This window comes from Lentzea sp. NEAU-D7, assembly GCF_026242055.1.
Lineage (GTDB): Bacteria > Actinomycetota > Actinomycetes > Mycobacteriales > Pseudonocardiaceae > Lentzea.
Genome location: NZ_JAPJDL010000011.1, coordinates 76,865 through 94,895 on the forward strand (window position 1 = coordinate 76,865; position 18,031 = coordinate 94,895).

An 18,031-nucleotide genomic window follows, 5' to 3' on the forward strand; every position below is an offset into this window, starting at 1 on the left:
CCGACCGCAGCGGTGAACGGCGCGATGATCGAACGCGTTACCCTTTGCCGGCACTTCTACGAGGCGGAGGAGACCGTGTCCGATCAGCAGCCCGCCCCGAGTGGGGGGCGCAAGTTGCGCAGCGACACCCGCCGCAACCGCCGGCGTCTCCTCGAAGCCGTCGGTGAGCTCGCCAGGGAGGCACCCGACGAGCTGACCATGCAGGCGGTCGCGTCGCGTGCGGAGATCGGGCCGGCCACGGCCTACCGCTACTTCTCCTCGATGGACGAGGTGCTCGCGGCCTACGTGCTCAGCGTCGTCGAAGAGCTCAGCGACTTCACCGCGGCCTCCACCGCGCAGGGGCGGCCGCTCTTCGAGGCCGTCGTGGACAAGTGGGTGGACCTCCTCCGCGACCACGGCCCGGCGCTGGTCCAGCTGCGGTCCCGCCGCGGGTACCTCGAGCGGCTCCACGACGGCAACGAGATCATCGCGACCATGCGGGACGCCTGGAGCGAACCCGTGCTGGGACTTCTGAGGGACCTGGGCCTCTCCGAGGACCTGATCGAGGACGCCCTGTTCCTCAACAACATGATGTTCGACCCGCGTGAGGTCCAGGACCTGTTGCAGGGCAAGCGCCTGTCGCGCCGGCAGGTCATCACCAGGCTGACCGAGGCGTACTGCGGTGCGCTGCGCGGCTGGGCGCGGGTCGGCTGACCCGCGCGCCGCTCGCGTGACGACGTCCGCCGAGCCGCACCGGTAACCCGCGTTCCAGTCGCCGTCCTCCGCCACTCGGCGGGCCCGGCAGGTTCACCGCGTCCGTTCGCGGTTCACCCGCATGCCGCGGCGACTTCCACTTCAGACGACCTTCGTTCAGCCGTTCCGCAGTGCCCATAATCTGGTAGAGTTCTCTCAAATCATACGATAGTTACACTTCGCGTCGGCGAGGAGCGGTGTTGTCACCAGGACCAGGGAAGCCCGGACTCGAGGAAACGGCCGCTCGGACCGGGGTCGCGACGCGGATGGCGGAGGCGGCCGGTGCCTGGCTCGACTCCCTAGACCCCGGTCAGCGCGAGGTGGCGGTCGGACCGCCACCTGCCGCCGGCGGTGAGTCCGAAGTGGAACGCACCCGGTGGTACTACACGCCCACCGACCACGGCGGCCTGACCTTCCACGAACAGCGCCCGGCCCAGCACCGGTCGGTCATGCGACTGGTCGCGAGTGGACTGTCCGAAGCCGGCTACACCACCGTTGCCACCGTCCTCGGCCTGGAGAACGTCCTCGACCGCGTCGAGGGCTTCTCGGTGAACTGGGGGAGGGAGCGCACCCGCGATCCCGGCGAGTACTACCTGCGCGTCTTCGGTGAGCCCGGTGGACCGCGGCCGTGGGGGTGGCGCTTCGGCGGCCACCACGTCTCCCTCAACTACCTCGTGGTGGACGGGCGGATCGCCGCGTCCACCCCGAACTTCCTGGGTGCCGATCCAGCTGCGGCACCGCTGCTGGGCGGTGCGGCGCTGCGTCCGCTGGGGGTCGCGGAAGACCTGGCAGGGGAACTGGTCCGGTCCCTGCACCCCGAGCTGGCCGCCCGCGCGGTGCTGCTGCCCCGCCCGCCGAACGACGTCGTGGCGGGCAACAGCGCCAGGGTCGAGGACCGCGTGGTGAAGCGCGCCGAGCTGTGGCGTCCCGGGCACCACGTCCCCGACCGCGCCGAGCAGCCGGTCACCGGCCTCGACGGCGCCGACCGGAGTGCGCTGGCCATCACCCCGGCTCCCAGGGGCGTTGCGGGCAGCGAGCTCAACGCCGCGCAGCGGGAGCTGCTCCGCGGCCTGCTGGGCACCTACCTCGACCGTGCTCCCGAGGGGGTGTCCCCGCTGCCCCGTTACGACGATCCGGCGGCGCTGGACGCCGTGCACCTCGCCTGGGCCGGCTCCACCACGGCGGGCGAACCGCACTACTACCGGCTGCAAGGCCCCCGGTTGCTCATCGAGTGGACGAACGTCCACCGCGGTGCCAACCACGCGCACGCCGTGTGGCGGGACCCGGAGACCGACTTCGGCGGCGATGTGCTGGCCGACCACCACGCCGCGCACCACCAAGCCACCACGTACCGCTCTTGAACGGAGTCCGACGTCCATGGCCGGTTCACCACCGCCACCGATCGACGCCCTGCCCCGCACAACGCGTCCCACGCTCCGCGGATCCTTCGGCATGTGCGCGTCGACGCACTGGCTCGCCTCCGCGACCGCCCAGTCCGTCCTGGAGCGCGGTGGCAACGCGTTCGACGCGGCCACGGCGGGCGCCTTCGTGCTGCACGTGGCCGAACCCCACCTGAACGGTCCGGGAGGTGACCTCGTCGCCGTCCTCGCGACCGCGGCGGACCCGTCCCCGCGCGTGCTGGCGGGTCAGGGCCACGCCCCGCGACGGGCCACGATCGACCACTTCCTGGCCGAGGGGCTCGACCACGTCCCCGGCACCGGCGCGCTGGCCGCCGCCGTCCCCGGCGCCGTCGACTCGTGGCTGTGGCTGCTCGCCGAGCTCGGCACCTGGGAGCTCACCGACGTCCTCGCCTACGCGATCGACTACGCGGAGCGCGGCGTTCCGGTCGTGCCCCGGCTGGCGCACGTCCTGTCCACTGTGGAGGACCTCTTCCGCGACCACTGGCCGACGTCGTACGCGTTGTGGATGCCGGAAGGCAGCGTTCCGCAGCCGTACAGCACGCTGGTGAACCCGACCTACGCCCGGACGTTGCGCAGGCTGTGCGCCGCGGCCACCGGCGAGACGAGAACGGGCAGGATCCAGTCCGCCCGCGACACCTGGCGAACCGGGTTCGTGGCGGCGGAGGTGGCCGAGTTCGCGCAGGTGCCGCACCGGCACTCCTCCGGCCGCGACCACGCCGGGGTGATCACCGCGGCCGACTTCGCCGACTTCACCCCGTCGCTCGAACCCGCGGTGACCGCGGAGTTCCGCGGGACCACGGTGGCGAAGCCCGGTCTGTGGTCCCAAGGGCCCGTGCTGCTGCAGGCCCTCACCGTGCTCGACCACTTCGACGACGAGCAGATCGATCCGTCGACCGCCAGGGGGATCCACACGATCACCGAGGTCGTGAAGCTCGCCATGGCGGACCGGGAGGCGTACTACGGACAGCTGGACCCGGTGGACGCGGAGCCCGTGGTGCGCCGGCTGCTGTCCCGCCGCTACAGCGAGGAACGCGCCGCCCTCGTCGGTGAGGTCGCGTCGACCGAGTTCCGGCCCGGCGACATCGGCGTCGCGCCGTACACACCCGCCCTGGTCACCCGGCGACCCGCCGACCTGGCCGACGGCGTCGGGGAACCCACCGTGCAGCAGACCGGGGAAACGCGGGGCGACACCTGCCACATCGACGTCGTCGACCGCTGGGGGAACATCATCTCCGCCACCCCGTCGGGAGGCTGGCTCCAGTCGTCCCCCGCGGTGCCGGGACTCGGTTTCGCACTGGGCACGCGGCTCCAGATGACCTGGCTCGACCCCGCCGCCCCGGCACGCCTGGCGCCGGGACGACGACCTCGCACGACGCTGAGCCCGACCCTGCTGCTGCGCGACGGCAGACCGGTGGCGGCGCTGGGCACCCCGGGAGGTGACCAGCAGGACCAGTGGCAGCTGCCGTACCTGCTGCGCACGCTCGTGTTCGGCCTCGACCCGCAGGAGGCGATCGACGCGCCCACGTTCCACACCACCGCGGTGGTCAGCTCGTTCTGGCCGCGGACCTGGACGCCGGGCGGGCTGGTGGTCGAGGAACGAGCGGGTGAGGCGGTGGTCGCCGAATTGGTCGCCCGCGGCCACGACGTCACCGTCTCCGGACCGTGGAGCCAGGGCCGGTTGTCGGTCGTCACCCGTGATCCGGACACCGGTGTCCTGCGCGCGGCGGCGAACCCGCGTGGCGCCCAGGGTTACGCGGTGGGGCGATGACGGGCTCCGCGACCCGCACCGCGCGCCGGCTCGTGCGGTGGCAGGTGACCCCGGTGCACCTGATGCTCGCGCTCACCTTCACGACCGGTGTCGTCGACGCCGTCGGGTACCTGCGCCTGGACCAGGTGTTCGCGGGCAACATGACGGGCAACGTGGTCATCCTCGGGATGGCGGCGGTGGGAGATACGGGGCTGCCGGTGCTCGGTCCGGCCGTGGCGCTCGTGTCCTTCCTCGCCGGCGCGGCCGCAGCCGGACGGGCGCTGCGGACCGCCGCCCCCGGTTGGAGCCGCCTGCACACCGCGTTGCTGGGCGGCGTCGACCTGCTGCTGGCCGCCACGGCGCTCGGCGTGGCTGTCATCGGGACCGGCGCCGCCGCGACCCGTGCGGTGCTCGCGGCGGCGCTCGCGCTGGCCATGGGAGTGCAGGCGGCGACGGCCCGCCACCTGGCGGTCAAGGACGTGACCACCGTCGTCGTCACCTCCACGCTGACCGGACTCGCGGCGGACTCCCGGCTGGGAGCCGGCCGCCGCCAGGGGGCGAAGCGGCGGGTCGCGGTCGTCGCCCTCCTCGTCGTCGGAGCGGTCGCCGGTGCGGCGTTGTGCCAGGCGCACGCGGGCATCGCGGTGGCGGCAGCGGCGGTGGTCGTACTGGTGGTGAGCGGTCTGGGCCACGCGTCCGTCCGTTCCGCCGACGACAGCACCACGCGCACGGCAGGCGTTTCACACACCAGGAACCGACCAGAAGGACCGTCATGACCGCAGCTGCGTCACCTCCGGTGACCATGGGCAAGCCCGCTCTCGTAGCGCTCAGCGTGCTGGCGCTCGCCACCGGCGCCCTCGAGTCGGTGGTGACGCCGACCCTCCCGCTCCTGCAACGCGAGCTCGGCATGAGCCCCGCCGAAGGGGCGCTGCTCAGCATCGTGCTCCTCATCACCGGCGCGCTCATCACCCCGATCGCCGGCAAGCTCGGTGACCGCTACGGCGGGAAACCGGTCCTGATCAAGCTGATGTCCGTGGTGAGCGTCGGTGGCCTGGTGTCGGCCCTCGCCCCGAACCTGCCCGTGCTGCTGTTCGGCCAGGTGCTGCAGGGCGCGATGGTGGGTGCGCTGCCCCTGTCGTTCATCCTCGTGCGCAAGCACCTGCCCGTCGGCGGTGCGAAGGTCGCCATCGGGTGGGTCAGCGGGCTCTTCGTCGGCGGCGGGATGGTGGGAACGCTGACCGCCGGTCCCGTGGCCGAGCAGCTGTCCCGACACTGGATGTTCGCGCTGCCCACGATCGCAGTGATCGCGTCGACCATGGCGATGAACCGGCTGATGCCGCACGATTCCCCCGGCCGCTCCGAAGGCGCCGGGATCGACTGGCCCGGCTTCGCCCTCCTGAGCGCAACGCTGGTCACGCTCATGGGCGTGCTCGCGGTGGCACCCGACATCGCCTCGAAGCCGCTCGTGCTCGTCGGCCTCGTCGTGCTGCTGGCGGCGTTCGCAACCGGATGGGTGGCCGTCGAACGCCGTGCGGCCGCGCCCATGGTCGACCTGCGCATGCTGGCCCAGCCCGCCGTGTGGAAGTCGTGCCTGCTGACGTTCGTCATCTGCCTCGGCACCGCGGGCGCGGTTTACCTGGTCCCACAGCTCTTCGCCGTCTCGGGCGACGGCTACGGCTTCGGTGCCAATGCCACCCAGATCGGGTTCTACCTCCTGCCGGGAGCCGTGGCCGCGTCACTGGCCGGCCCGCTCGGCGGGATGGGGGCGCGCCGGTTCGGCTCGCGTGCCGTGGTCACCGCCGGCGCCGTCATGATGGCCGTGGCCCTGCTCGCCCTGGCCGCCGTGCACACCGAGGTCTGGCACCTCGTCGTCGCCAAGGCGCTGATCGCGCTCGCCAACGGTCTGTGCGTCACGGCGATGGTCACCAGCACCGCCACGTCCGTCGACCAGGGTGACACCGGCATCGCCACCGGCCTGGTCCTGGTGACGCGTGTGCTCGGCTTCGCGGTGGGTGTGCAGGTCAGCGGCGCCGTCCTCACCGCGGGAATCCCCGCAGGTTCCGAAGTCCCCGCCGAATCGGCCTTCGTCATCGGCCTCGTCATCGCCGGCGCCGTCACCGCGCTGGCCCTGCTGATCACCCGCACCATGCGCAAAGGAGTCACGCAATGACCCGCACCGACCGAGCAGGCCTGTCCACCGCGCCGGGGCGCACGGTCCTGATCTCCGGGGCGAGCGTCGCGGGTCCGGTGCTCGCGTTCTGGCTGCACCGCTACGGGTACGAGGTGACGGTGGTCGAGAAGGCGAGCGCACCGCGCAGCGGTGGCTACCCCATCGACATCCGCGGCACCGCGCTCGAGGTCATCCGGAGGATGGGAGTCCTCCCGCAGTTGCAGGACGCGCACATCGACCTGCGCCGGCTCACCTTCCTCCACGGCGACGGCAGCGAGGTGACCTCGCTGCACCCCCACGCCGTCACCGGCGGCGTGGAGGGACGCGACCTGGAGGTCCGGCGCGGCGACCTGACCGAGGCGCTCTACGCGGCGGTCCGCGACGACGTGGAGTTCCTGTTCGACGACTCGATCCGCACCCTCGACCAGCACGACCACGGGGTCGACGTCCTCTTCCACGGTGGCGGCGCCCGCACGTTCGACCTGGTGCTCGGCGCTGACGGCACCCACTCGCAGACCCGCGAGATGCTCTTCGGCCCTGAGGAGCAGTTTCACCGCTACCTCGGCTACTGCTTCGCCGTGTTCACCATGCCCAACACCTTCGGGCTCTCCCACGAGACCGTCATGTGGAACACCCCTGGCAGGGCCGCGGCGCTGTACGCCGTCGGAGACGAGGACGAGGTGCACGCGTTCCTGAACTTCGCCCAGCCGGAACCGCCGTTCCACGCGTTCGGCGACCCGGCGGCCCAGCGCGACCTGCTCGCCGCGGTCTTCGCCGACGCAGGCTGGGAGGTCCCCGGCATGCTCGCCGCCGCACGCGACACGAGCGACCTGTTCTTCGACGCGGTCAGCCAGATCCGCATGCCCCACTGGTCGAACGGCAGGGTCGCACTGGCGGGCGATGCCGCGTACGCACCCTCGTTCCTCACCGGCCAGGGCACCAGCCTCGCGCTCGTCGGCGCCTACATGCTCGCCGGATCCCTCGCCGGCCGCTCCCACAGCGAGGGCTTCGCCGCCTACGAGGAGAGCACCCGTGAGTTCGTGACCATGAACCAGGACCTGGTCGGCCGGGGCAGCGCCACGCTCTTCCCGGTCACCGCCGAAGCGTTGCAGCAGCGCAACGACAGGCTGCGCAGCCTCACCGCCATGCCGGCCAGGGAGGGACGACCGGCCCACTCGGCACTCACCCTGCCCGAGTTCGCGCTCACGACCTGAGCCCGGCACGTGGTGTGGCTCCGAGAGTGGTGGCGTCGACGAAGATCCCGGCTCCGCCGGCGTTTCCGGCATCGCCCTGCGCGGATCAAGTCCGCGGTTGCCGCCGTGGCGGTGTCGTCACGCCCTGACGGACTCCCGCACGAGGGTGCGCAGCCATCGGTGGGCCGGGTCGGCGTCGAGCCTGGCGTGCCAGAGCGAGGACACCGTCACCTCGGGCGTGGGGAACGGCAGCGCGAAGGAGTGCATGTCCTGGCTCAGGGGCGCGGCGTGGAGTTCGGCGACGGTGGCCACCAGGTCCGACGCCCTCGCAAGCGCCAGGGCTGCGCCGAAGCCGTCCACGACGGTGACGATGTCACGTCGCCGGCCGGTCGGGCGCAGGGCCTCGTCCACCAGGCCCTCCTCGGCGCCGCGCCGGGCGACGTGGACGTGCCGCGCGGAGGCGTAGCGCGCCACGGTGATCTTCCCGGTGGTCAGCGGGTGCCCGGCGCGCACGACTCCGATGAACCGGTCGGTCAGCAGCGGCTCGCTGAGCACGTCCGGTGTCAGCGGCCGGTCGATCACGCCGGTCTCCAGGTCGACGTCGCCGGCGCGCAACGGGCCGGTGTTCTTCGTGGTCCTCCGCAGGAACCGCAGCCGCACGCCAGGCGCCTGCAGGCCGACTGCCGCGACCAAGCCGGGTCCGAACCGCTCGACGAACCCGTCGCCCACGCGCAAGGTGAACGTCCGGTCGAGCGTGGCCGGGTCCAGTTCCCCGACCGGCCGCAGGACTTCCTCCGCTTCCCGCACCAGGCGGTGCACGCGATCGCGCAACTCGATCGCGCGCGGGGTGGGCACGAGTCCGCGACCAGACCGCACCAGCAGCGGGTCGCCCGTGGCGCGGCGCAGGCGGGCGAGTGCGCGGCTCATCGCCGAAGGGCTCAGGGCAAGCCTTTCGCCGGCTCGGGTGACGCTGCCCTCCTCCAGCAGCACGTCGAGCGTCACCAGGAGGTTGAGGTCGCGGGGCATGCGAACAGAGTCCCACGTGACCTGGCGTCGCGTGCACAAATGCCTTTCCAACTTTGCGCCTTCCGCCAGATCAGGCACGAACCTAGCGTCGATGGCACCTCCCCGACTCACGAAGGTGCCATCCCTTGAAATCACTGCAAGAGAAGAAACAACCGGCTCTCACGTGGTCGCTGACCGCCTTGTCGCTGTCAATGTTGTTGCCGTCGCTGAGCACCAGCATCGCCAACGTCGGCCTGCCGAGCATCGCCACTGCGGTCGACGCGCCGTTCGGCGCCGTCCAGTGGGTCGTGATCGCCTACCTGCTGGCCACCACGACGCTGATCGTCGGCGCCGGACGGCTGGGCGACACCATGGGCCGCCGCCGCGTCCTGCTCGGTGGCATCGTCGTGTTCACCGCCGCCACGCTGCTGTGCGGCCTAGCCCCGAACCTGCCGTTGCTGATCGCCGCCCGGGCGGTTCAGGGAGCGGGTGCCGCGTGCATGATGGCGCTGACCATGGCGATGTCGGCCGACGCCATGCCCGAGGGGCGCACCGGCGCGGCAATGGGCCTGCTGGGAACCACGTCCGCGGTCGGAACCGCGTCGGGGCCGGCACTGGGCGGCGTCCTCGTCGAGGCCTTCGGGTGGCGTGCGATCTTCCTCGTCGTCGTGCCGCTGGGTGTCCTCGCCTTCGCTCTCACCCGTCACGCCCTGCCCGGATCCCTGCCGTCGTCCAGCAAGTCCCGCTTCGACGCCACAGGCACCGCACTGCTGGCGATCGCCCTGGGCGCCTACGCGATGGCCGTGACCGTCGGAAACGCTTCTCTCACAGTCGGACTGCTCGTCACCGCGGCGGCCGTTCTCGTGGCGTTCGTGCTCATCGAGCGCCGAGTCGCGGTCCCGTTGGTCGATGTCGCGATGGTCCGTGACCCGCTCCTGGCCGCGAGCCTGATCACCAGTGCGCTCGTGTCGACCATCGTCATGACGACCCTGGTGGTGGGCCCCTTCCACTTGGCGGGCACGCTCGACCTGGCACCGGCCCTCGTCGGCCTGGTGATGTCGGCCGGCCCTGCGGTGTCCGCTCTCACCGGTGTCCCGGCCGGGCGTGCCGCGGACCGCTTCGGCACCGGAGCGGTGGTCGTGGCAGGACTCGGCGGTGTCCTTTGCGGCACGGTGGCGTTGTTCGTGATGCCCGCGGGAGCTGGTGTTCTGGGTTACCTCCTCCCACTGGTCACCACGACCTCCGGCTACGCGTTGTTCCAAGCGGGCAACAACACGGCAGTCATGGGACACGTGCCCGCTCACGAGCGGGGCGTGGTGTCCGGCATGCTGAACCTGTCGCGGAACCTGGGCCTCATCACCGGGGCCTCGGTCATGGGAGCGGTGTTCGCCTTCGCCGCCGGCACAACAGATGTCACCGCGGCGACACCGCTCGAGGTGGCCCGCGCGACGCACTGGACCTTCGGTGTCGCCGCGATGCTCGCCGTCCTGGGGCTCGGAGTGACCCTCGGCGCGCGACGTCACACGCGCTAGGCGTTCATCTGCCGAGACACCCGACACTCCACATCGGACTGCAGTTCGACCGTGCTAGTCGGTGTGCGCGGCATGCTCAGCCCGGGATGTCACGCGGGTCGCGGCTCCGCGGGTAGGTGTTCTTCTCGCCGATCGTGCCGTCCAGGTTGCGGATGACGTGCTCCACGCCGCGGTCGACAGCCATCTCGCGGCCCCTGGCGACTGCTTCGTCCTTGGTGTCGTGGGTACTGGACGCCTGGGAGTTGCCTTCGACCTTGTTCTTCCACGTTCCGTTCTCGTGGTACGTCTCGACGTCACCCTGCATCGCGGTCTCCTCAATCCGTCAGGTTTCTTCAGGGGTGCCCAGATCGACGATCTCCGACACCGGGATCGAACACGACGCAGTCGAGAGGTCGAATATCATGAATTGGAAGCTCATCGAAGGCGAACCCGGCATCACCTCCACCCACAGGGATGACAGTGGACAAATCGTCTGAAGCCGCCGAGGTGTTCCCTGAGCGTGCTCCGAGACGCGATCAAGGAGCTTTCCGGGTGCATCGCCGAAGGTGATCTCGACGAGGCCAGGCATCCGCTCGCGGAGATCGAGTCCGTCGTTTCGGCGATGATGTCCACGTACGAGGACGCGTCTCGGGCACGCGGGTTCAAGCTGCCCTACGCCACCTGATCGCGGTGAGCGATCGGTTGTGATGTGGCGGGGTGGTGCTCATGGTGAGCGCTGCCCTGGTACTTCGGTGCGGTGGCCGCCTTCGTAGCGTCAGTGGCGTGACGGACAACAAGATCTTCTTCCCGAGGTTCGTGCTGTGCAGAGCGAGGATTGCTCCGACACAGCACGGCGACCTCTTACCGCAGCACCAGCAGTTCGACATCCTTGGCCGCCGATGAGCGGCCGAGGAGAACCATCAGCCGCAGAGCCAGACGAAGGTCAGGTACAGCAGTAGTAACGCCACACCTCACGATCATGCCCCTGCACCCTGGTCCACGATCGCCGCAGATCCGCGGGTCAGTGCGGCGTCGACGACAGAGGAACCCACTCCGTCTTCACCGTGACCGCGTCCAGGGCGTCCGGCAACGGCGTCACGCCCAGGCCCGGACCGGTCGGCACGGTCAGGTGCCCGTCCTCCAGCACGAACGGCTCGGTGACGTCCATCTGGTAGTAGCGGTCCGACGCCGAGGTGTCGCCGGGCAGCGTGCAGCCGGGCAACGCCGCCAGCGCCACGTTCGCGGCACGGCCGATGCCGGTCTCCAGCATTCCGCCGCACCACACCGCGATCCCGTGCGCCGCGCAGACGTCGTGGATGCGCCGGGCCTCCAGATAGCCGCCGACCCGGCCGGGCTTGATGTTGACGATCTGGCAGGCGCCGAGCTTGATCGCGTCGGCGGCCGAGGACGCCGAGGTGATCGACTCGTCGAGGCAGATCGGTGTCCGGACGACCTTGGCGAGTTCGGCGTGCGCGAGCAGTTCCTCCTCGTCCAGCGGCTGTTCGATCAGCAGCAGGTCGAACGGGTCGAGCTTCGCGAGGTGCCGGGCGTCGCCGAGCGTGTAGGCGGTGTTCGCGTCGACCTGCAGCAGCACGTCGTCGCCGAAACGCTCGCGCACGGCCCGCACGGGCTCGACGTCCCAGCCCGGTTCGATCTTCAGCTTGATCCGCGCGTAGCCCTCGTCGACGTAGCCGCCGACCGCGTCCAGGAGTTCCGGGACGGAGTTCATGATCCCTACGGACACCCCGCACGGCACGCGGTCGCGGACGGCGCCCAGCTCGCGGCCGAACGATACCCCGCGCGCCCGCAGTTCGGCGTCCAGGACGGCCATCTCCAGCGCTGCCTTGGCCATCCGGTGCCCGCGGAACCTCGCCAGCCGCGGGGCCACCGAGATGCCGTCGATCGGCCCGGTCAGCGCCGGGATCAGGAACCGCCGCAGCACGTCCGCGCAGCCCTCCATGTACTCGTTGGAGTACACCGGGTCGGCCATCGCGACGCATTCGCCCCAGCCCTCGCCCTCGTCCGTGACTGCGCGCAGCAGCAGCAACTGCCGCACGGTCTGCGTGCCGAACGAGGTGCGGAACGGCGACTTCAGCGGCATCTCGATCCAGCGGATCTCCACCCCGGTCAACTTCACGAACTGCTCCTGTCCACGACGTACCAGCCTGACCTGTCGAACCCGGTGACGCGGGCGCCGCTCGCGAGCAGCCCGCCGAGCACCTCCCGCACGGCGTGACGCCACTCGGTGGCCGCGGCCGGGTTCGCGACCCGCAGCGCCTCGATGTCCGGAGGAACGGCGACCAGCGCGGTGGCGCCCGTGCACGTGCCTCGCACCGGCAGCCCGTCGTCGGAGATCCCCAGGGCGACCGCGCCCGTGGCGCTGACGACCTTCGGCTGACCGGCGCAGGCGGCGACGACCTCCGGGGCCTGGACCCGCCAGCTGACCAGCAGCCTGTCGCTCTCGCCGCCGGCGTTGATGTCGTCGTGCATCAGGCCGTAGAAGTCCGGCAGGTACTCGGTCGCGTCCGCGCCGAGCTTGCCGAGGTTGAAGTAGGCGTTGCGGCGCACCAGCGGGTCGAACGTCCAGGTGACCTCGCGCAGCCCTCGTTCCAGCGCCCACGTCCGCTGGTGCAGCTTCAACGCGTACCCCACGTTGCGCCCTCGCGCGCCCGCCGCCACGCCGGCGATGTGGCTGTGCAGGGAGCCCGCGTCCGGCGGCGAGCAGAAGCCGATGCACGCGCCGATCAGATCGTCACCGGCGAACGCGCCCGCGACGTAGCTGCCCGCCTTGGTCATCGCCCGCAGCAGCTCGGCGGTGACCGGGGGAGTGTTGCCGTTCGACCGCCAGATCGACTCGTAGAGCCGTTGGGTGGCAACGAGTTCGGTGAACTCGGTGAGCTGGCGGACGACGACGTTCTGTGCCACCAGCGTCATGTCAGCTCCCTCACGAGGGCCGCGAGCAGCCGGGTGCGCGGGACGAGCTCCGACACCAGCACGTGCTCGTGCTCGGCATGCGCCCCACCGCCGACCGCGCCGAGCCCGTCGAGCGTCGGGACCCCGGCGCCCGCGGTGAAGTTGCCGTCGGACGCACCGCCGACCGCCGCCTGCGTGATCCCCGGGAGGAACCCCGAAGCCAGCTCGAACAGGGCCGAGGACGCGGAGAGCTCCATCGGCGGGCGGTTCGGGCCACCGGCCACCTCGACCTTCGCGCCGTCGAGCACGGGCCGCAGCGCCTTCATGTCCTCGTCGACCCGCAACTGCTCGGCGAGGTTCCGCACGCGCACGTCCACCATGAACTTCCCTTGCGCGGGAACGGTGTTCGTCGTCGTGCCGGAGGACAGCACGGTCGGCACCACGGTGGTGCCGGTCGCCGGGTCGGCCAGCTGCGAGACCGCGAGGATCTGGTGCGCCGCCTCGATCGTGGCGTTCACACCGCGTTCGGGTTCGAGCCCGGCGTGCGAGGCACGGCCGTGCAACGTCACCTCGTACATCGACGTGCCCTTGCGCTCGGTCTTCAGCGCGCCGCCGTCCGCCGAGCCCTCGCAGACCAGTACGGCCGCGTGCTCCACGGCCTCGGTCTCGATCAGGCCGCGCGACGACGGCGAGCCGACCTCCTCGTCGCCGGTCACGAGAACCGTGACGCCGTCGGGAGAACCCAGCGACGCGACCGCGTGGAAGATCATCGCCACGCCGGTCTTCATGTCGAAGCAGCCGGGCCCGCGCAGGACGCCGTCCTGCACGCTGAACGGAATCCGTTCCAGCGTCCCGATCGGCCACACCGTGTCGTGGTGGCCGAGCAGCAACACCCTGCGCGGCCCCGATCCCAGCCGCCACCGCAGATGCGTGCGGCCGTCGAGCACGATCCGCTCCGGTGCCGCGCCGAGCAGTGCGGCGCCCACCTCGGCGGTGACCTCCGCGCTGCGGGCCACCGCCGCCAGGTCGGTGGACGGCGACTCGCAGGACACGAGCCGCCCGATGTCGTCGATCAGGTTCATCAGGACACCTTCGGGGTGGCGCGGACACCCATGTGCACGTACTGCTCCCCGGTGGGCAGCGAGTAGAACACCAGGGAGGACCAGCTCTTGGAGTCCGGCCACAGGTAGAGGAAACGCCCGTCACCGGCGGGGACGAGATCGACCGCGGGCGGTTTGGGGAACATGCCCGCCAGCGGACCGGTGGGTGTCACGTCCAGCTGCAGCCCGCTTTCCCCCTCGACGACGTCGAGCCTCATGGAGGCGCGCTCGTACCTGCCGAGGTAGGGGGAGTTGTCGACGACGGGCGGCTCGGCGGCCGGCACCCTGGGCATCGGCATGTCGAGGTCCGCCAGTTCGGCGAAGATCTCCTCGTACAGTTCCAGGTACACCTCGCGGGCGGTGTCGCCGTTGGTCAGCAACGTGACCGCGAGGTCGTGCTCCGGCAGGATGCGCAGGAACGCGGACTGCCCGATGGTGTTGCCGTCGTGGCCGACCAGCCGCTGCCCGTCCCAGCCGAACCGGATCCAGCCGATGCCCCAGGAGTCGCCCAGTGCCTCCGGGTCGGGGACGTCGGTCTGCTTCTCGGTCATCGCGGCCACCGACGCCTCGGACAGCACCCGCGTGCCGTCCTCGGCCACGCCGCCGTTGAGGTGCATGCGCGCGAACTTCAGCACGTCCTCCGCACAGGCGAAGATCGTCCCGGCGGGGCCGAGCGAGCGCGGCAGCATCCACACCGGCGCCGTTTCGAGCTTCTCGTCCTTGGTGACGTGGCCGACCGCGGCGCGGTGCAGCAGCGCTTCCTCGGGCAACGTGCCCGCGCGGGTGAGTCCGAGAGGGGCGTAGAGCTTCTCGCGCATCGCCACGTCCCACGTCTTGCCGGTGAGCTTCTCGATCACCCGGCCGGCGAGGACGAAACCGGCGTTGCTGTAGGAGAAGGTCGCGCCGAGCGGGTGGTTCTGGGCGGCGTCGGCGAGCAGTTCGGTGTAGCGCTCCAGGCAGTCGTCACCGCGGCCGGTGTCGGTGAAGTTGTCGCCGTCGATGCCGCTGGTGTGCGTGAGCAGGTGCCGCATGGTCACCTTCTGCTCGACCACCGGGTCGGAGAGCTTCAGCTCGGGCAGCACGTCGGTGATCGGCGCGTCGAGGTCGAGCAGACCCTCGTCGACGAGCCGCATGACGACCGTCGTCGTCCACACCTTGCCCATCGAGCCGATCTGGAAGATCGTGTCGTCGGTGACCTCGACGCCGGTCGACAGGTTCAGCACGCCGTGGTGCGCGAGGATCGTCTCGCCCTTGTAGAAGATGCCGAGCGCTGCGCCAGGCAGGTCGTGCTTCTTCGAGAGCGCGGAAAGCCTGCGCTGCCAGTGCTTCTGGTCGAGCGGCTTGCGGTTCTCCGCGTGCTCGCGCACCCAGTCGACCACGCGGCGGTTGAAGTCCTCGCGGTGCGACGGCTTGCCGTTCAGGATGAACAGGTGCGACTCGTCCGGGTAGAGCACCAGTTCGGCCGGCACGCCGTTGCGGCGCAGCGCGGTGAACCACTGCTCGGCCTGGCCCACGGGACACCGGTCGTCGGCGGCGCCGTGGTAGATCAGGGTGGGCGTGCGGACGTCGTCGACGCGGGTCAGCGGGGAGAGTTCCGCGAGGTGCGCGCCCTCGCCGCCCAGTTCGAGCTCGGTCACGTAGTGGCCGCCGTCGGACGTGCCCGCCATGCTGGTCAGGTCGCTGACGACACCGCCCGCGACGGCGGCGGCGAACCGGGTGTCGCGGCTGGTGAGGTAGCAGGTCATGTAGCCGCCGTAGCTGTAGCCGGTGACGGTGAGCCTGGCCGGAGCGGCGAGGCCTTCCGCGACGAGCTGGTCGAGCGGTTCCAGGAAGTCCTTGGCGTCCGCCTTGCCCCACGCGCCGAGGGCCGCCTGGTAGAAGGCCTCGCCGTAGCCGTCGCTGCCGCGCGGGTTGAGCAGCAGCACCGTCCAGCCCTGCTGTGCCAGCACCTGGTGGTAGAGGTGGATCGGGTCGGCCGTGCCGTTCCACGCGTTGTGCGGGCCGCCGTGGATGTCGAGCAGCAGCGGCGACGGGCCCGTGAGCTCGGGGTCGCGGACCAGCCAGCCGTGCACGACCGTGCCGTCCGAGATCGTGAACTCGCGTTCCTCGCGCACGATCGGCGTGATCTCGTTGTGTCCGGTGTGGACGGTGACCTCGCCCGTCTTCAGGTCGACGGTGGCGATCTCGCCGTAGGAGGACGGCGTGCCCAGGACGACGGCGGCGACGTCGCCGGCGACGGAGAGCCCTGACACGACTCGGGAATCGCCGCCCAGCACCAGACGCGGCACCTCACCGTCTTCCAGGCCGACGGCGTAGAGCTGGGTGCAGCCCCGGTCGCGGGCGCAGAACAGCACCGTGTTCCCGTGCTGCACGGGCAGACCGCCGGGATAGCCCGACATGCCGGGCATGAGGTTGCGGTCGAGCGATGCCGACAGGGCGCGCACCTCGCCGTCCAGCGGCAGGTGCAGGAGGTCGAGGTGGCCGGCGCTCGTGGTGGTGCGCCCGACGACGAGCAGACCTGCCCCGGTCCACGTGACCGTCGCGGCCTGCCCTTCGGCCAGTCCGGCGACCCGCGGTTCGGCGTGACCGTCGACCTCGACGACGTGCACCGCCGAGCGGAACGTCAGGTCGGAGTCGTCGTCCCGCGAGGCCGTGAAGGCGAGCTTCGTGCCGTCCGGGGACCACGCGGGCGTGCCCGCGTGCCAGTCGCCGCTGGTCACCTGCCGGACCTCGCGGGTCTCCAGGTCGAGGACGTGCAGGTGGGCGCGGATGCTGCGCAGGTAGCCGGACCCGTCGGCCTTGTGGGACAGGCGGCTCGTGACGATCGGCGCGGAGGCGTCCGCGATGTCGACGGGCGCGGAGAACGCGAGCTTCGTGCCGTCCTCGCTCCACACCGGTGTGCCGGCGCCGAGGGGGAGGGTCGTCAGCTGTTCGGGCTCGCCGTCGAGCAGCCAGATCTGGGCAGGTCCGTCCTGGGCGCGCAGGAACGCGATCCTGCCGTCCGGTGACCAGGCGGGTGCCGTGTCGGACTTGCCCCTGGTGAGCTGCTTCGTCCTGCCGTTCGACACCTTCCAGAGCGCGCGGTCGTCGCGGTCGTTCTCGCGGTCGGTGGTGCGCAGGACGTAGACGACCTCGGTTCCGTCGGGCGAGATCGCGGGCTGTTCCGGCAGCGCGTGGCCGTACAGGTCCTCGATGGTGGTCACGATGCGGATCCCCTCAGTTCGGAACGGAACAGGTCGAGCACGTTCTGGCCCAGGACGCGGACGATGTCGGCCTCGGGCCATCCCCTCTTCTGCAGTGCCTCGGTCACCAGCGGCAGTCCCGCCGGCCCTTCCAACCCTGGCAGGAACCGGTCCGTCGGGACGCCTTCGATGAACTGGGCCTCGCAGCACGGCGGTGTGACGTCCTCGAGGACCTCCTTGACGAAGTCCGGGCCCAGGCCGACGTGGCGCACGCCCATGACGCCCGCGATGTGCTCGATGTGGTCGACCAGGCGGCCGATCGTGAAGTCGGACTCGTGCAGGAACGGCGCGAAGAAGTTCACGCACACCACGCCGCCGTTGTCCGCGATGCCCTTGAGCTGGGCGTCGGTCAGGTTGCGGTGGTGGTCGCGCAACGCCCGCGCCGACGAGTGCGTCGCCATCACCGGACGGGTCGAGAGCTCCAGCACGTGGTCGACGCCCGCCGCGCTCAGGTGGCTGACGTCGAAGATCATGCCGAGGCGTTCCATCTCGGCGTGCGCGGCGACGCCGGCCCTGGTCAGCCTGCTGCCGGTGGCGTCCTCGCCGCTGCCGTCGGCCAGCGCGGTGCGGCCGAAGTGCGCAAGGGACGCGATCCGCACGCCCAGCCGGTACAGGGTCTCCAGCAGCTCGACGTCCTCACCGACGCCCGGCGCGCTCTCCAGCGCGAGCACGAGCGCGATCTGGTCGTTCGCCAGCGCCTGGTCGATGTCGGTGCCGTCGAAGCAGAGCCTGGTCTCCGGGCTCGCCTCGGCGATGCGGTGGGCCGCCTCGACCATCCGCAGCGTCTGCCTGAGGGCGCCCTCCGGCCGGAACACGTCGTCGATGAACACCGGCAGCACCTGCAGGTCGACGCCGCCCGCGTGCAACTGCGGCAGCCAGCGTTCGCGGAAGTGCGGCACCCACCGCTCGACCGGGCGGTGGACGATGGCGTCCAACAGGTCGTTGTGGGTGTCCGCGACGACGCTGCGCCCGTGCAGATCGTCGATCATGAAGCCTC

15 protein-coding genes are annotated in these 18,031 nt (G+C 71.0%); 8 read left to right on the top strand and 7 right to left on the bottom strand.

All coding sequences use genetic code 11. From position 1 onward, the window contains the following. Positions 1 to 24: 24 nt before the first annotated feature. The 6 genes from ORI60_RS22805 (at position 25) to ORI60_RS22830 (ending at position 7,284) form a co-directional block, all read left to right on the top strand. The gene (locus ORI60_RS22805) at positions 25 to 693 is read left to right on the top strand and encodes a TetR/AcrR family transcriptional regulator (protein WP_266039889.1); all 669 of its coding nucleotides are present in this window, start codon (positions 25 to 27) and stop codon (positions 691 to 693) included. Between the two features lie 239 nt (positions 694 to 932). Beyond that, on the top strand, positions 933 to 2,093 hold the full coding sequence (locus ORI60_RS22810; RefSeq protein ID WP_266039891.1) for a DUF3500 domain-containing protein: 1,161 nt from the start codon (positions 933 to 935) through the stop codon (positions 2,091 to 2,093). Between the two features lie 16 nt (positions 2,094 to 2,109). Further along, entirely contained in the window at positions 2,110 to 3,921 is a 1,812-nt protein-coding gene (locus ORI60_RS22815; RefSeq protein WP_266039892.1) for a gamma-glutamyltransferase family protein, read from the top strand. Beyond that, positions 3,918 to 4,676, top strand: coding sequence for a YoaK family protein (locus tag ORI60_RS22820; RefSeq protein ID WP_266039893.1), 759 nt, complete (start codon positions 3,918 to 3,920; stop codon positions 4,674 to 4,676). Before ORI60_RS22815 ends, ORI60_RS22820 begins: the two co-directional genes overlap by 4 nt. Continuing rightward, positions 4,673 to 6,070, top strand: coding sequence for an MFS transporter (locus ORI60_RS22825; protein ID WP_266039894.1), 1,398 nt, complete (start codon positions 4,673 to 4,675; stop codon positions 6,068 to 6,070). The genes ORI60_RS22820 and ORI60_RS22825 overlap by 4 nt, the downstream gene beginning before the upstream one ends. Beyond that, a complete protein-coding gene (locus tag ORI60_RS22830) occupies positions 6,067 to 7,284 on the top strand; it encodes an FAD-dependent monooxygenase (protein WP_266039895.1) in 1,218 nt (405 codons plus the stop codon). The genes ORI60_RS22825 and ORI60_RS22830 overlap by 4 nt, the downstream gene beginning before the upstream one ends. A gap of 117 nt (positions 7,285 to 7,401) precedes the next feature. On the opposite strand, the gene ORI60_RS22835 is transcribed toward ORI60_RS22830, so the two are convergent. Beyond that, positions 7,402 to 8,289, bottom strand: coding sequence for a LysR family transcriptional regulator (locus ORI60_RS22835; RefSeq protein WP_266039896.1), 888 nt, complete (start codon positions 8,287 to 8,289; stop codon positions 7,402 to 7,404). Positions 8,290 to 8,414: 125 nt separating this feature from the next. Between ORI60_RS22835 and ORI60_RS22840 the strand changes: the two genes are divergently transcribed. Further along, positions 8,415 to 9,800: an MFS transporter gene (locus ORI60_RS22840; protein ID WP_266039898.1), complete on the top strand. Its 1,386-nt coding sequence runs from the start codon at positions 8,415 to 8,417 to the stop codon at positions 9,798 to 9,800. 76 nt (positions 9,801 to 9,876) lie between these two features. Here ORI60_RS22840 and ORI60_RS22845 read toward each other — a convergent pair whose 3' ends face one another. Continuing rightward, positions 9,877 to 10,104: a DUF2188 domain-containing protein gene (locus ORI60_RS22845; RefSeq protein ID WP_266039900.1), complete on the bottom strand. Its 228-nt coding sequence runs from the start codon at positions 10,102 to 10,104 to the stop codon at positions 9,877 to 9,879. A 195-nt stretch (positions 10,105 to 10,299) separates the two neighbouring features. Between ORI60_RS22845 and ORI60_RS22850 the strand changes: the two genes are divergently transcribed. Continuing rightward, positions 10,300 to 10,464, top strand: a complete 165-nt coding sequence (locus tag ORI60_RS22850; RefSeq protein ID WP_266039901.1) for a hypothetical protein — start codon at positions 10,300 to 10,302, stop codon at positions 10,462 to 10,464. Between the two features lie 336 nt (positions 10,465 to 10,800). On the opposite strand, the gene menC is transcribed toward ORI60_RS22850, so the two are convergent. From menC to ORI60_RS22875, 5 genes are read right to left on the bottom strand one after another with little or no spacing between them, the layout of a single operon-like run. Beyond that, the gene (menC, locus tag ORI60_RS22855) at positions 10,801 to 11,916 is read right to left on the bottom strand and encodes an o-succinylbenzoate synthase (protein WP_266039902.1); all 1,116 of its coding nucleotides are present in this window, start codon (positions 11,914 to 11,916) and stop codon (positions 10,801 to 10,803) included. Next, a complete protein-coding gene (locus tag ORI60_RS22860; RefSeq protein ID WP_266039903.1) occupies positions 11,913 to 12,713 on the bottom strand; it encodes a GNAT family N-acetyltransferase in 801 nt (266 codons plus the stop codon). The genes menC and ORI60_RS22860 overlap by 4 nt, the downstream gene beginning before the upstream one ends. Beyond that, positions 12,710 to 13,774 (bottom strand): M20 family metallopeptidase, encoded by a 1,065-nt coding sequence (locus ORI60_RS22865; protein ID WP_266039904.1) that lies wholly within the window; start codon positions 13,772 to 13,774, stop codon positions 12,710 to 12,712. Before ORI60_RS22865 ends, ORI60_RS22860 begins: the two co-directional genes overlap by 4 nt. Continuing rightward, the gene (locus tag ORI60_RS22870) at positions 13,774 to 16,995 is read right to left on the bottom strand and encodes a serine hydrolase (RefSeq protein ID WP_266039905.1); all 3,222 of its coding nucleotides are present in this window, start codon (positions 16,993 to 16,995) and stop codon (positions 13,774 to 13,776) included. The genes ORI60_RS22865 and ORI60_RS22870 overlap by 1 nt, the downstream gene beginning before the upstream one ends. Next, a complete protein-coding gene (locus tag ORI60_RS22875) occupies positions 16,992 to 18,023 on the bottom strand; it encodes a dipeptidase (RefSeq protein ID WP_266039907.1) in 1,032 nt (343 codons plus the stop codon). The genes ORI60_RS22870 and ORI60_RS22875 overlap by 4 nt, the downstream gene beginning before the upstream one ends. Positions 18,024 to 18,031 lie beyond the last annotated feature (8 nt).

Bases quoted from the DNA above. Each gene is read 5' to 3' on its own strand.
- ORI60_RS22875 (WP_266039907.1), bottom strand. From the start codon at position 18,023: ATGATCGACGATCTGCACGGGCGCAGCGTCGTCGCGGACACCCACAAC.
- ORI60_RS22845 (WP_266039900.1), bottom strand. From the start codon at position 10,104: ATGCAGGGTGACGTCGAGACGTACCACGAGAACGGAACGTGGAAGAAC.
- ORI60_RS22815 (WP_266039892.1), top strand. From the start codon at position 2,110: ATGGCCGGTTCACCACCGCCACCGATCGACGCCCTGCCCCGCACAACG.
- ORI60_RS22820 (WP_266039893.1), top strand. From the start codon at position 3,918: ATGACGGGCTCCGCGACCCGCACCGCGCGCCGGCTCGTGCGGTGGCAG.
- ORI60_RS22865 (WP_266039904.1), bottom strand. From the start codon at position 13,774: ATGAACCTGATCGACGACATCGGGCGGCTCGTGTCCTGCGAGTCGCCG.
- ORI60_RS22835 (WP_266039896.1), bottom strand. From the start codon at position 8,289: ATGCCCCGCGACCTCAACCTCCTGGTGACGCTCGACGTGCTGCTGGAG.
- ORI60_RS22830 (WP_266039895.1), top strand. From the start codon at position 6,067: ATGACCCGCACCGACCGAGCAGGCCTGTCCACCGCGCCGGGGCGCACG.
- ORI60_RS22805 (WP_266039889.1), top strand. From the start codon at position 25: ATGATCGAACGCGTTACCCTTTGCCGGCACTTCTACGAGGCGGAGGAG.
- ORI60_RS22825 (WP_266039894.1), top strand. From the start codon at position 4,673: ATGACCGCAGCTGCGTCACCTCCGGTGACCATGGGCAAGCCCGCTCTC.
- ORI60_RS22860 (WP_266039903.1), bottom strand. From the start codon at position 12,713: ATGACGCTGGTGGCACAGAACGTCGTCGTCCGCCAGCTCACCGAGTTC.